Source organism: Microbacterium saccharophilum (assembly GCF_007992455.1).
GTDB lineage: Bacteria > Actinomycetota > Actinomycetes > Actinomycetales > Microbacteriaceae > Microbacterium > Microbacterium saccharophilum.
This window is the reverse complement of record NZ_BKAH01000014.1, coordinates 16417-29639: the sequence shown is the minus strand read 5'-3', so window position 1 is coordinate 29639 and position 13223 is coordinate 16417. Positions and strand designations below refer to the sequence as shown.

Genomic DNA, 13223 nt, shown 5'->3' with positions numbered 1-13223 from the left:
CCGGAGCGGCCCGGCTCAGATCGTCGACGAGGTGTGGACGGGCGCCGTGCCGGCCGGGACCGGAGCGGCCGGGTTCGGCGCGAACCAGGTGCCGATCTCGGCCCCCCGCAGTGCCTCCTCGACGAGGTCGGCGCTCGTGACGAGCACGCCGACGCCCGCGGTGGCGGCGAGTCGGGCGGCGGACACCTTGGTCGCCGCTCCCCCGGTGCCGACGCTGTTGACGACGACCGAGCCGAATTCGAACCCGTGGAGGTCGTCGCCGAACTCGACACGGTCGATGGGGCGGGCGCCCGGCTCGCCGGGCGGGCGGGTGTAGAGGCACTCGATGTCGCTCAGCAGCACGAGCGCGTCGGCGCCGATCAGCTGCGCGACGAGCGCGGCGAGCCGGTCGTTGTCGCCGAAGCGGATCTCATGGGTCGCGACGGTGTCGTTCTCGTTCACGATGGGGAGGATGCGCAAGCCCAGCAGCCGTTCCATGGCGCGGCGCGCGTTGGAGCGGTGCGTGGGATTCTCGAGGTCCCCCGCGGTCAGGAGTACCTGGCCGGTGACGATCGCGAAGGGGCGCAGCGCATCCTGATAGCGGTAGATCAGCACGTTCTGGCCGACGGCGGCGGCCGCCTGCTGGGTCGCGAGGTCGACGGGACGCTCATCCAGGAGCAGGTACGGCATCCCGGTCGCGATCGCGCCGGACGAGACGAGCACGACCTCGGTGCCGCGGGCGTGCGCGGCTGCGAGGGCTTCCACGATCGGCTGGATCTTGTGCGCGTTCTCGCCGCTGATCGATGACGAGCCGACCTTCACGACGACACGACGTGCCCCGGCGAGGCCGGCGCGCTCCCTCACGGTCACAGCTCGTCCTCGTCCTCCCCGCCGCGGACGGCGAGTCGCTCCGCCTCGAGCTCGGCGCGTGCGTCGGCCTTGGCATCCATGCGCTCGTGGTAGCGGTCGCGGCGCTGCGACGTCGTACGGCGCGGGTTGAGATCCAGTCGCGGGTCCGTGCCGCGTGGTGCGGTCATGAGCTCGGCGGCCGAGGAGAGCGTCGGATGCCAGTCGAAGACGATGCCGTCGCCCTCGCCGATGACGACGGTGGACCCGGCCTCGGCTCCCACGCGGAAGAGCTCGTCCTCCACCCCCAGCTTCTCGAGCCGGTCGGCGAGGAAGCCGACGGCCTCCTCGTTCTGGAAGTCGGTCTGCTGCACCCAGCGGAGCGGTTTCGCGCCGAGGATCCGGTACACGTTGCCGTAGGTGCCGCCTTCGACCCGGATCTCGAACTCGCGGCGCGAGCCCTGCGGACGGATGATGACGCGCTCCGGCGCCGGTGCGGCGGCCAGGTCGGCGCGGTGCTGCGCGACGATGTCGCCCAGCGCGTAGTTCAGCTGGCGGAGGCCCTCATGACTGACCGTGGAGATCTCGAAGACCCGGTAGCCGCGCGCCTCCAGGTCGGGGCGCACGAGGTCGGCGAGGTCCTTCGCCTCCGGGACGTCGACCTTGTTGAGCGCGACGAGCTGCGGACGCTCCAGCAGCGGGAGCTGACCCTCCGGGACCGGGTAGGCCGCGAGCTCGGCGAGGATGACGTCGAGATCGCTGATCGGGTCGCGGCCGGGCTCGAGGGTCGCGCAGTCCAGGACATGGACGAGGGCGGTGCAGCGCTCCACGTGGCGGAGGAACTCCAGGCCCAGGCCCTTCCCCTCGCTCGCCCCCTCGATGAGGCCGGGCACGTCGGCGATCGTGTAGCGGACGTCGCCGGCCTGCACGACACCGAGGTTCGGGTGCAGCGTCGTGAACGGATAGTCCGCGATCTTGGGGCGGGCGGCGGAGACGGCCGCGATGAGGCTCGACTTCCCGGCCGACGGGAAGCCGACGAGCGCGACGTCGGCGACGGTCTTCAGCTCGAGGAGGACATCGCCCTCCCAGCCCGGCGTGCCGAGCAGCGCGAAGCCGGGCGCCTTGCGCTTGGTGGTCGCAAGCGCCGCGTTGCCGAGCCCGCCCTGACCGCCGGGAGCGGCGACGAACCGCGTGCCCGGGACGACGAGATCGGCGAGGACCTCGCCGTCGACGTCCTTGACCACGGTGCCGACCGGCACAGGCAGCTCGAGGGGCTCGCCCAGCGCGCCGGAGCGGTGATCGCCCATGCCGAAGCCGCCGTTGCCGGCGGAGCGGTGCGGTGAGTGGTGGTACGACAGCAGGGTCGTGACCTGCGGGTCTGCGACGAGCACCACGTCGCCGCCGTGGCCGCCGTTTCCACCGTCCGGACCGGCGAGGGGCTTGAACTTCTCGCGCTTGACGGAGACGCAACCGTTGCCGCCCTTGCCCGCCCTCAGATGGAGCGTGACGCGATCGACGAAGGTCACCATGGAATGTCTCCTGACGGGAACAGGCGAGGGGCGAGCCGAAGCCCGCCCCTCGCCAAGGAAGTGTGTACGACTACTCTGCGGCCGCCACGATGTTGACGACCTTGCGGCCGCCCTTCGTGCCGAACTGCACGGCGCCCGCTTCGAGAGCGAACAGCGTGTCGTCGCCACCGCGGCCGACATTGGCGCCCGGGTGGAAGTGGGTTCCGCGCTGGCGGACGATGATCTCGCCGGCGAGGACGGTCTGGCCGCCGAAGCGCTTCACGCCCAGTCGCTGGGCGTTGGAGTCGCGACCGTTACGGGTGGAGCTTGCGCCCTTTTTGTGTGCCATCTCTGCGTCTCCCTGGCTTTACTTGATGCCGGTGATCTTGACGCGCGTGAGGTCCTGACGGTGGCCCTGGCGCTTCTTGTAGCCGGTCTTGTTCTTGAACTTCTGGATCACGATCTTCGGGCCGCGCTCCTCGCCGAGGACCTCCGCGGTCACGACGACCTTCGCGAGCTTGTCGGCGTCGGTCGTGACGGCGTCGCCGTCGACGAAGAGGACGGCGGGCAGCTCGATCTTGTCGCCGACCTTCGCCGCCTGACGGTCCAGCACGACGATGGTGCCGACCTCGACCTTTTCCTGACGGCCACCGGCGCGCACAACTGCGTAAACCACTTCACACCTGTTTTTCTTCTGTGGAGCGCACGGCTCCGTCTGTCTTTGTGAGACTGGGAAGTCTTGGTGCGGAAGCAAAGCTCTCGGTCGCCATAGGCCAGCGACACGCGACGCACCAAGGGTCCACTTTACCGGATGCCGTGCAGGAGGGCAAAAGCACGCGTCTGGCGTGTCGGAATCGGCGCCATGCCTAGGATCGGGACGTGGCCATCCTCGTCGACGAAGCAATCTGGCCGGCGCACGGCCGGCTGTGGTCGCACATGGTCAGCGACAGCGATCTGGCGGAGCTGCACGCGTTCGCGCGGGCGCACGGCATCCCCCCGCGGGCGTTCGACCTGGACCACTACGACGTCCCGGAGGACGCGCTGGAGCGGCTCGTCGCGGGCGGCGCCGAGCGCGTGAGCGGGCACGAGCTCGTCCGACGCCTGATCGGCTCCGGCCTGCGGGTGACAGCACGCGAGCGCCGCGGGCTCTGACGCGCAGAGCCCGCGGCGCCGGGTGATCAGTCCTCGGACGGCGCGGTGCTCACCGGCGTGCCGCTGAGCGCGGCCGTCGTGACGCGGCGGCGCGAACGCCCCTGCCCGGGAGCCTTCGGCTCGGGAAGCGCGCTCAGGACGGTCTCCAGGAGCAGGTCCTTCTCGGTCTTGGGCGCTCGCGAGGCGGGCGGCGCGCCATCCGTCTTCTTCTTGCGCGACTTCTTGGGGCGCTCGACGGGTTCGGCGGTCTCCACGACCGGCTGCTCCCCCGCGTCCTCGGCGGCGGTGTGGATGGTGGACGCCGCGATCTGGGCGAGGGCGGACTTCGCGCCCTCGGTGATCACGTGCGTGCCACCATTGCCGCCGGCGGGAGCCGGGGGCGCCTGCCGCGGGCGGCGGGCGGAGCTGCTCTGCTGCGGGGCGCGGTGCTTGACGACGGGGTCGTGGTGGACGATGACGCCCCGACCGGCGCAGACCTCGCACGCCTCGCTGAAGGTCTCGAGGAGGCCCAGTCCGAGCTTCTTGCGCGTCATCTGCACGAGGCCCAGCGACGTGACCTCGGCCACCTGGTGCTTCGTCCGGTCACGGCTCAGGCATTCGACGAGGCGACGCAGCACGAGGTCGCGGTTGGACTCAAGGACCATGTCGATGAAGTCGACGACGATGATGCCGCCGATGTCGCGGAGCCGCAGCTGCCGGACGATCTCCTCCGCCGCCTCGAGGTTGTTCTTCGTGACGGTCTCCTCGAGGTTGCCCCCGGTTCCGACGAACTTGCCGGTGTTGACGTCGACGACCGTCATGGCCTCGGTGCGGTCGATGACGAGCGAGCCGCCGGAGGGCAGCCAGACCTTGCGGTCCAGCGCCTTCTCGATCTGCTCGGTGACGCGGAACCGGTCGAACGGGTCCTGCTCGTCCTCGTACTTCTCGATGCGCTCGATGAGGTCCGGCGCGACGCCGGCGAGGTACGAGGTGATCGTCTGGTGCGCGTCCTCACCCTGGATGAGCATCTTCCGGAAGTCCTCGTTGAAGACGTCGCGGACGATCTTGACCAGGAGGTCGGGCTCGGAGTGCAGGAGAGCGGGCGCCTGGATGTTCTCCAGCTGCGCGCTGATGTGCTCCCACTGCGAGGTGAGGCGCTGCACGTCGCGCGTGAGCTGCTCCTCCGTGGCGCCTTCGGCGGCCGTGCGGACGATGACGCCGCTGGACTCCGGGAGGACCTCCTTCAGGATGCGCTTGAGGCGCGCCCGCTCGGTGTCCGGGAGCTTGCGGGAGATCCCGTTCATGTTGCCGCCGGGCACGTACACCAGGTAGCGACCGGGGAGCGAGATCTGGCTCGTGAGCCGGGCGCCCTTGTGCCCGACGGGGTCCTTCGTGACCTGCACGAGGACGCGGTCGCCGGATTTGAGGGCGAGCTCGATGCGGCGGGGCTGGTTGCCGGTCTCCACGGCATCCCAGTCGACTTCGCCCGAGTACAGCACCGCGTTGCGGCCGCGGCCGATGTCGACGAACGCGGCTTCCATGCTCGGCAGCACGTTCTGCACGCGCCCGAGGTAGACGTTGCCGATGAGGGACGCGTCCTGGTTGCGGGCGACGTAGTGCTCGACGAGGACGTTGTCCTCGAGGACGGCGATCTGGATGCGGCCGTTCTTGGAGCGGACGATCATGTCGCGGTCGACGGCCTCGCGGCGCGCGAGGAACTCGGCCTCGGTGACGACGGGGCGGCGATGGCCGGCTTCGCGACCGTCACGGCGACGCTGCTTCTTGGCCTCCAGGCGCGTGGAGCCCTTGATGCGCTGCGGCTCGGTGATGAGCTCGACGGCGCGACGACGGGGCTGCGCGGGGGCCTCGTCGGGGGCGTCGGCCCCGTTCGCTCCCCCGCGGCGGCGGTTGCGGCGCCGGGCGCTGGAAGGCGACTCGGCGTCCTGCTCCTCCCGGGACTCGTCGTCGTGGCGGGGCGGCAGCGGCGCGATGGCCGGGGCGTAGAACACCAGCTGCGTCGAGACGGCGGAGACGAAGTTCTCCGGCAGGAGGCCCAGGCTCACGGCCGTGAGCGGCTTCTCCGGCTCGGCGGGCGTCTCCGGCTCGGCCGGCGTCTCCGGCTCGGCGTCGGCCGCACCATCGGCCTCGGGCGCAGGCGTCGCGTCGTTGGCGGCGGGCGCGTGCTCCTCGACGGCCTCGACGGAGGTCACGACATCGGCGAGCTCCGCGGCGGGCGCGTCGCTCAGCGTGACGGGCTGCTCGTTGTCGGACGGGGAATCTTCGGTGTGCTCATCGGCCATCACTGGCTTACTCCTAGCGGGACGGCACCGCGCGCCGTCCGGCGAAAATCTGGCGGCGCCGCTCCGGTTCGGAGGAGCCGCGGTCTCACTCGGTCTGCAGCGGGAGCTTGCTCATCTGGCCGTGGCTCGTGCTGCGAAGGGCGTTCATCGCCCGAAGTCTTCGGTGATGTCCGGTCGCGGCGCGGCCGCGGGGAGCATCGGCGACCATTATCGCACTTTCGGTGCCCGAATGCTCGTTTCGCTGTCCGCGGCGCGTGCCGGTGCGGTGCCGGGAGTCCGTTCGCCGGTCGATGCGATAATCGCAACCATGCCCACCCGCCTCACGCACACCCGTCCGCGGGCGCTCGCGGTATGGCTCATCATCGCCGGCGCCGTGGGCCTCTTGGCCGCTTTCGAGCTGACGGTGGAGAAGTTCCACCTCCTCGCCGAGCCCGGGTCGACGGCATCCTGCGACGTCAACATCGTCGTGCAGTGCGGGAAGAACCTCGACTCCTGGCAGGGCGCGGTTTTCGGCTTCCCGAACCCGCTCCTCGGGCTCGTCGGCTGGGTCGCCCCGATCGCGGTCGGCGTCGCCATCCTCGCGGGCGCCCGGTTCGCCCGCTGGTTCTGGTGGCTGTTCTGGTCCGGCACGGCGTTCGCGTTCGGCTTCGTCGTGTGGCTCATCGCGCAGAGCGTGTTCGTCCTCGGCACCCTCTGCCCGTGGTGCATGGTGACGTGGATCGTCACGATCCCGACGTTCTATGCCGTCACGCTGCACGTGCTGCGCTCGGGCGTCGCACCGGCACCGGGCCGCGTGCGCGCGGCGTCGGACACCCTCCTCGGGTGGGTCCCGCTCCTCGCGATCCTCAGCTACGCCGTGATCGCACTGATCGCCCAGCTGCGGCTGGACTGGATCGGCACCCTGTAACCGCAGCGCGCCCTGCCGTGTCCCGGTTCATGCGGGTCGCGCCGCGCCGCACCCGCGCATGGCGGGACATGCGGCGGGTCGGCGTCACAGCATCCGCGGCTCCGCACGGACGCCGGATCCCGGCTCAGCCGAACCAGATCTCCAGCTCGCGCGCGGCCGACTCGGGGCTGTCGCTGCCGTGCACGAGGTTCTGCTGCACCGCGAGGCCCCAGTCGCGGCCGAAGTCGCCGCGGATCGTGCCGGGCGCGGCCGTCGTCGGGTCGGTCGTGCCGGCGAGCGAACGGAAGCCCTCGATGACGCGGTTGCCGGCGAGGCGGATCGCGACGGAGGGACCCGACATCATGAACTCCAGGAGCGGCTCGTAGAAGGGCTTGCCGGCGTGCTCGGCGTAGTGCCGCTCGAGCGTGTCGCGCTCCGGCTCGACGAGGGCGATGTCCACGAGCGCGTAGCCCTTGGCTTCGATGCGGGCGAGGATCGCGCCGGTGAGTCCGCGCGCGACGCCGTCCGGCTTGACGAGGACGAGGGTCTCTTCCGTGTGCATGTCAGTCTCCGTTCGATTCCGCCTGAGCGGCCAGCTGTGCGTTGCGCTTGTCCAGCGCGCCGCCCTTGATGGTGCCATACGCGTACATGGCACCGAAAACGAGGGCGACCAGGAGCAGCGCCGGCAGCACGATGGCGCCCAGTGCGACGACGAGCTGCCACACCCAGCCGAGCGCGATCCCCCAGCGGTGGCGGGCGACGGCTCCGGTGGCCACCATGAGGACGGCGAGGACGCTGCCCGCGACGATGGCCCACCAGCCGGGGACCCCGTCCGGGAGGGCGCCGAGCCCGTAGGCGACCATGCCGCCGAGGAAGACCACGAGGGCTTCCGCGGCCAGCACGATGGATGCCAGCGACTCGGCGGCGCCGCGGGGACGGCGGGGTCGCCGGACGCGCTCGCTCACTCCTGCCACCCGCTCTTCCAGTCGTCGTCCGCGGCGAGCATCACGGCTTCCCCGGCGAGCACGACGCTGCCGGCGATGATGACGGCGCGACGGTCGGACGCGGCCGCCCACGCGCGGGCGGCCTCGGCCGCGTCGGCGAGGCCGTGGTGCACGGTCACCGGCGACCCGGCGTCCTCCACGAGGTCGGCGATCTGCTCCGGGTCGGCGGCGCGCTCGGAGTCCGGTGCCGTGGCGAACACGTGCGCGGCGGCCGGGGCGAGGGTCGAGACGATGCCCGCGGTGTCCTTGTCGCCGAACACCCCCAGCACGAGGCCCCACTCGTCGAAGTCGAACGACTCGCGGAGCGCCGCGACGAGGGCGGCCGCGCCGTGCGGGTTGTGGGCGCTGTCGGCGAGCACGGTCGGCGCGACGCCGATCAGCTGCAGACGGCCCGGCGAGGTGACGTTCGCGAGGGCATCGGCGAGGACGTCGGGCGCGATCGGCTGCGTCCCGGCGCCGATGAGCGACTCGACGGCGGCGATCGCGAGGGCCGCGTTTCGGCCCTGGTGCGCGCCGTACAGCGGCAGGTACAGCTCGTCGTAGGTGCCGGCGAGGCCGCGCACCGAGATCTGCTGCCCGCCGACGGCCAGCCGCTGCGCCGTGAGGGCGAACTGGTCGCCGTCGACGGCGAGGGACGCGTCGTGCGCGGCGGCCGCGGCACGCAGGACGGCGGCGGCGGCCGGGTCCTGGGCGGCGGAGACGACGGCGGCATCCTGCTTGATGATGCCGGACTTCACGGTGGCGATCGCCTCGATCGTGTCGCCCAGCCGGTCGGCGTGGTCGATGTCGATGGGCGCGAAGACGGCGACGTCGCCGTCCGCGGTGTTCGTGGAGTCCCACGCCCCGCCCATCCCGACCTCGATGACGGCGACGTCCACCGGGGCGTCTGCGAAGGCGACGAACGCCAGCACCGTCAGAAGCTCGAAGAAGGTCAGCGGCGCCTCGCCGGTGGCGGCGAGTTCGGCATCCACGAGGTCGACGAACGGGGAGATCTCCTCCCACGCGTCGGCGATCGCGGCGTCCGCGATCGGCTCCCCGTCGATCATGATCCGCTCCGTGAAGCGCTCCAGGTGCGGGCTCGTGAACAGCCCGGTGCGCAGGCCGTGGGCGCGCACGATCGTCTCGATGATGCGGCTCGTGGACGTCTTGCCGTTCGTGCCGGTGACGTGCACGACCCGGTAGGTGTGCTGCGGGTCGGCGAGCAGCTCCAGGACGCGCCGGGTGCGCTCTACGCGGGGCTGCACCCAGCGCTCGCCCTGCCGGGTCAGCAGCGCCGCGTAGACGGCATCCGCTCTCGCGCGGTCGTTCATGCGGATGCTCCGATCCGGGACACGGCGACGTGGAAGCCGCCCTCGTTGGCGAACAGGCCCTCGCGCTGGTAGGCGACGTGCTCCGGCGCGGCGCCGAACGCGGCGCGCTGCCAGGACTCGTCGGTCTCGCCGCCCCGCACCGGCACGTCGCGTCCTTCGACGGCGATGGAGTGCTCGAGCGCGAGGGTCTCCCCCGCGACCTCGGCCGTGTCGAAGGCGGCGGAGACGGCATCCGCGTCCGCCGCCGAGGCGAACACGAGTCGCAGGCGGATGCGGTCGCTGACCTCGAAGCCGGCGGCCTTCCGGGTGTCCTGCACGGCGCGGATGACGTCGCGGGCCAGGCCTTCGGCCTCCAGCTCCGGCGTCGTGGCGGTGTCGAGCAGCACGAAGCCACCCGCGGGCAGCAGCGCGATCGCCGTGCCGGCGGCCATTCCGCCCGCCTCGAGCGTGAGCTCGTACTCCCCCTCCTGGAGGGCGATCCCGTCGACGACGACGACACCGTCGACGACGGACCACAGACCGGCCTTGGCACCGCCGATGACGTGCTGCACCTGCTTGCCGAGGCGCGGTCCGGCCGCGCGCGCGTTGACGGCGAGCCGCTGGCTGATGCCGTACCGCTCGGCGAGCCCGTCGACGAGCTCGACGACCTCGACGCGCTTGACGTTGAGCTCCTCCCGGAGGATGTCCTCGAACTGCGCGAGGCCTGCCGCGTCCGCGACGGCGACGGTCAGGCTCGCGAGGGGCAGCCGCACGCGCTTGCCCTCGCGCTTGCGCAGCGCGTTGGCGACGGAGGAGACCTCGCGGACGGTGTCCATCGCGACGCGGATGTCGGCCGCGGGGGCGAACGCGTCGGCGTCGGGCCAGTCCTGCAGGTGCACGCTGCGCCCGCCGGTGAGCCCCTGCCAGACACGCTCGGCGACGAGCGGGATGAGCGGCGCCGCGACGCGCGTGAGGGTCTCGAGCACCGTGTAGAGGGTGTCGAAGGCCTCCGTGGAGGTCTCGTCGGCCGAGACGCCGACCCAGAACCGGTCGCGGGAGCGGCGGATGTACCAGTTCGTCAGCGCCTCCGCGAAGTCGCGGAGCTTGGCCGCGGCCATCGTGGAGTCCAGCGCCTCCAGGTCGGTCGCGACGTCGCGGACGAGGTCGCCGGTGAGGGCGAGGATGTACCGGTCGAGCACATTCGTCGAGTCGGTGCGCCACTGCGCGTCGTAGCCGGCGCCGTCCGGCCCGCCGGCGGCGCCGGCGTACGTGGCGAAGAAGTACCACGCGTTCCACAACGGCAGCAGGAACTCGCGCACTCCGGCGCGGATCCCCTCCTCCGTGACGACGAGGTTCCCGCCGCGGAGCACGGAGGATCCCATGAGGAACCAGCGCATCGCGTCCGAACCGTCGCGGTCGAACACCTCGCTGACGTCGGGGTAGTTCCGCAACGACTTGGACATCTTCTGCCCGTCGCTGCCCAGCACGATGCCGTGGCACGCGACGCCCGTGAACGCCGGGCGGTCGAACAGCGCGCCGGAGAGCACGTGCATGACGTAGAACCACCCGCGCGTCTGCCCGATGTACTCCACGATGAAGTCCGCGGGGGCGTGCTCGTCGAACCATTCCCGGTTCCCGAACGGGTAGTGCACCTGCGCGTACGGCATCGAGCCGGAGTCGAACCACACGTCGAAGACGTCCTCGATGCGGCGCATCGTGGCGCGCCCCGTGGGGTCGTCGGGGTTCGGGCGCGTCAGGTCGTCGATGTACGGGCGGTGCAGGTCGACCTCGCCCGCCTCGTTGACGGGGAGGCGGCCGAAGTCGCGCTCGATGTCGGCAAGCGAGCCGTACACGTCGACCCGCGGGTACTCGGGGTCATCGCTCTTCCACACCGGGATCGGCGACCCCCAGAACCGGTTGCGGCTCACGGACCAGTCGCGCGCGCCCTCGAGCCACTTGCCGAACTGTCCGTGCTTGACGTTCTCCGGCGCCCACGTGATCTGCTCGTTGAGCTCGACGAGGCGGTCCTTGATGGCCGTGACGCGCACGAACCAGCTGGAGACGGCCTTGTAGATGAGCGGGTTCCGGCACCGCCAGCAGTGCGGGTAGGAGTGCTCGTAGCTCGCCTCACGCAGCAGCCGGCCCTCGGCCTTGATGAGGCGGATGAGCGGACGGTTCGCATCCATCCACAGCTGCCCGGCGACATCGGTCACCTGCGGCAGGAACTTGCCGCTGTCGTCGAGGCTCATGATGAGCGGGATGCCGGCGGCCTCGGTGATGCGCTGGTCGTCCTCGCCGTAGGCCGGGGCCTGGTGGACGATGCCGGTGCCGTCGCTCGTCGTCACGTAGGCGTCGACGAGGATGCGCCAGGCGCGATCGGTGCCCCAGGTCGCGGCATCCGCGTAGTAGTCGAAGAGGGCGTCGTAGTGCACGTCGGCGAGCTCGGCGCCGAGGATCGTCCGCTCGACGGCGGCGTGCGCGGCCTCCGCCGACGCGTAGCCGAGGTCCTTCGCGTACCCGCCGAGCAGGGCGGATGCCAGGAGGTAGCGGTGCGCGTCCGCCTCCGCGCGGTCCTCGTGCACGTCGGCGACACCCTCCGGGCCGCCCGGGAGCACGGCGTACTCGATCTCCGGTCCGACGGCGAGGGCGAGGTTCGTCGGCAGCGTCCAGGGCGTCGTCGTCCAGGCGAGGGCACGGACGCCGGTGAGCCCCAGCGCCTCCGCCTTCGTGCCCACGAGGGGGAACGTGACCGTCACGGACGGGTCCTGACGCATCTTGTAGACGTCGTCATCCATCCGCAGCTCGTGGTTGCTCAGCGGCGTCTCGTCGCGCCAGCAGTAGGGCAGGACGCGGTGGCCCTCGTACGCGAGGTCCTTGTCCCACAGCGTCTTGAACGCCCACAGCACCGACTCCATGTAGCCGGGGTCGAGCGTCTTGTAGCCGCGCTCGAAGTCGACCCAGCGCGCCTGCCGCGTGACGTAGTCCTCCCACTCGCGCGTGTAGGCCAGGACGGAGGAGCGCGCCTTGTCGTTGAACGCGGCGATCCCCATCTGCTCGATCTCGCTCTTCTCGGTGATCCCGAGCTGCTTCATCGCCTCGAGCTCGGCGGGCAGGCCGTGCGTGTCCCACCCGAAGACGCGGTCGACCTTGTGGCCGCGCATCGTCTGGAAGCGCGGGAAGAGGTCCTTGGCGTAGCCGGTGAGGAGGTGGCCGTAGTGCGGCAGGCCGTTCGCGAACGGCGGGCCGTCGTAGAAGACCCACTCGGGTGCGTCCGCGCGCTGCGCGATCGAGGCGCGGAAGGTGTCGTCGTCCTTCCAGAAGGCCAGGATCTCCTGCTCGATCTGCGGGAACCGCGGGCTCGCGACGAGATCGGCGGCGGGGCCGAACGATGAGGGCTTCGGGTAGGTCATGTCTCTCCAGCAGGTCGCGGTGCTTCCTGCGAGGACGATCTGACGACCGCGGTACCACCCCGCTTGCCCCGGAGGGCCACTCTCCCTGCGGCTGTGACGGGCCTGCCCCGTCCGGTTCTACTCCCCCGCGGGGTTTCTTCCGGAAGCTCCCCGGTGATGGCCGGATCGATGCTGGTCGTCCCATCATACGCGCGCGATAGGGTCCCGGCATGGCCCGGCGCACCGACTCCCCCGTCCCTCCCCGCGATGCGGCACCCGATCTGCCCGCCCGGCTGGAGGCCGTCACCGGCCTCGCCCGGCATGGGGATCTGCTCGGCGCGCGGGTCGCGGATGTCACCGGCGCGGTGGATGCCGCACACTGCCGGCTCACCGAATCCGTGGTGGAGGGGATGAGCGCCGACCGGCTGGACCTGACGGGCGCGGTGCTGACCGACGTCCGGCTGGCCGAGCCGCGCGCGACCGAGATCGTCGCCCGCGACGGGCGGTGGCGGAGCGTGGAGATCGTCGGCGGGCGGATCGGCACGCTCGACCTGCTGCGGGGCGAGCTGGACGGCGTCGTGCTGCGGGACGTCCGCATCGACTACCTGAGCCTCCCCTCCGCGCGGATCGCGGATCTGCAGGTCGTCGGCTGCGTCATCGGGACCATGGATCTGCCGGAGGCCGACGTGACGCGCGTGGCCTTCCAGGACACGCGCGTGGACGAGGTCGACACGCGGGGGCTCCGGGCGACGGACCTCGACCTGCGCGGCCTGGAGGCGCTGTCCTACACCGAGCCCGCGGCGCTCCGCGGCGCGACGATGTCCGCGGCGCAGCTGCTGCTGCACGCCGGCGCCTTCGCGCGGGCACTCGGCATCCGCGTCCTCGGCTGAC

The 13223-nt window shown here is 71.4% G+C and carries 12 protein-coding genes; 3 read left to right on the top strand and 9 right to left on the bottom strand.

Annotated features, from left to right (window positions below; translation table 11 throughout):
• Nucleotides 1-15: 15 nt before the first annotated feature.
• The 4 genes from proB to rplU all read right to left on the bottom strand — a co-directional run bounded on the left by proB (nucleotide 16) and on the right by rplU (nucleotide 3009).
• Nucleotides 16-849, bottom strand: coding sequence for a glutamate 5-kinase (gene proB / locus MSA03_RS12265; protein WP_028495524.1), 834 nt, complete (start codon nucleotides 847-849; stop codon nucleotides 16-18).
• Nucleotides 846-2354: a GTPase ObgE gene (obgE, locus tag MSA03_RS12260; protein WP_028495523.1), complete on the bottom strand. Its 1509-nt coding sequence runs from the start codon at nucleotides 2352-2354 to the stop codon at nucleotides 846-848. Before obgE ends, proB begins: the two co-directional genes overlap by 4 nt.
• A 70-nt stretch (nucleotides 2355-2424) precedes the next feature.
• On the bottom strand, nucleotides 2425-2682 hold the full coding sequence (gene rpmA, locus MSA03_RS12255) for a 50S ribosomal protein L27 (RefSeq protein ID WP_028495522.1): 258 nt from the start codon (nucleotides 2680-2682) through the stop codon (nucleotides 2425-2427).
• Nucleotides 2683-2700: 18 nt separating this feature from the next.
• Nucleotides 2701-3009: a 50S ribosomal protein L21 gene (rplU, locus tag MSA03_RS12250; protein WP_028495521.1), complete on the bottom strand. Its 309-nt coding sequence runs from the start codon at nucleotides 3007-3009 to the stop codon at nucleotides 2701-2703.
• A 203-nt stretch (nucleotides 3010-3212) separates the two neighbouring features.
• On the opposite strand from rplU, the gene MSA03_RS12245 reads away from it, so the two are divergent.
• Nucleotides 3213-3485, top strand: a complete 273-nt coding sequence (locus MSA03_RS12245) for a DUF4031 domain-containing protein (RefSeq protein ID WP_028495520.1) — start codon at nucleotides 3213-3215, stop codon at nucleotides 3483-3485.
• Between the two features lie 26 nt (nucleotides 3486-3511).
• Here MSA03_RS12245 and MSA03_RS12240 read toward each other — a convergent pair whose 3' ends face one another.
• Nucleotides 3512-5764 carry an Rne/Rng family ribonuclease gene (locus MSA03_RS12240; protein WP_147051213.1) on the bottom strand — a complete coding sequence of 751 codons (2253 nt, stop codon included), beginning with the start codon at nucleotides 5762-5764 and terminating at the stop codon, nucleotides 3512-3514.
• Between the two features lie 307 nt (nucleotides 5765-6071).
• On the opposite strand from MSA03_RS12240, the gene MSA03_RS12235 reads away from it, so the two are divergent.
• Nucleotides 6072-6671 (top strand): vitamin K epoxide reductase family protein, encoded by a 600-nt coding sequence (locus MSA03_RS12235; protein WP_147051212.1) that lies wholly within the window; start codon nucleotides 6072-6074, stop codon nucleotides 6669-6671.
• Between the two features lie 124 nt (nucleotides 6672-6795).
• On the opposite strand, the gene ndk is transcribed toward MSA03_RS12235, so the two are convergent.
• Genes ndk through ileS form a run of 4 tightly spaced genes read right to left on the bottom strand, consistent with a single transcriptional unit; the run spans nucleotide 6796 to nucleotide 12353 of the window.
• Entirely contained in the window at nucleotides 6796-7212 is a 417-nt protein-coding gene (gene ndk, locus MSA03_RS12230) for a nucleoside-diphosphate kinase (RefSeq protein ID WP_028495517.1), read from the bottom strand.
• Between the two features lies 1 nt (nucleotide 7213).
• A complete protein-coding gene (locus MSA03_RS12225; protein ID WP_231478565.1) occupies nucleotides 7214-7615 on the bottom strand; it encodes a DUF4233 domain-containing protein in 402 nt (133 codons plus the stop codon).
• Entirely contained in the window at nucleotides 7612-8964 is a 1353-nt protein-coding gene (locus MSA03_RS12220) for a bifunctional folylpolyglutamate synthase/dihydrofolate synthase (RefSeq protein ID WP_147051211.1), read from the bottom strand. The genes MSA03_RS12225 and MSA03_RS12220 overlap by 4 nt, the downstream gene beginning before the upstream one ends.
• Nucleotides 8961-12353: an isoleucine--tRNA ligase gene (gene ileS, locus MSA03_RS12215; protein WP_147051210.1), complete on the bottom strand. Its 3393-nt coding sequence runs from the start codon at nucleotides 12351-12353 to the stop codon at nucleotides 8961-8963. Before ileS ends, MSA03_RS12220 begins: the two co-directional genes overlap by 4 nt.
• A gap of 209 nt (nucleotides 12354-12562) precedes the next feature.
• Between ileS and MSA03_RS12210 the strand changes: the two genes are divergently transcribed.
• A complete protein-coding gene (locus MSA03_RS12210) occupies nucleotides 12563-13222 on the top strand; it encodes a pentapeptide repeat-containing protein (protein WP_147051209.1) in 660 nt (219 codons plus the stop codon).
• Nucleotide 13223: the final 1 nt, after the last annotated feature.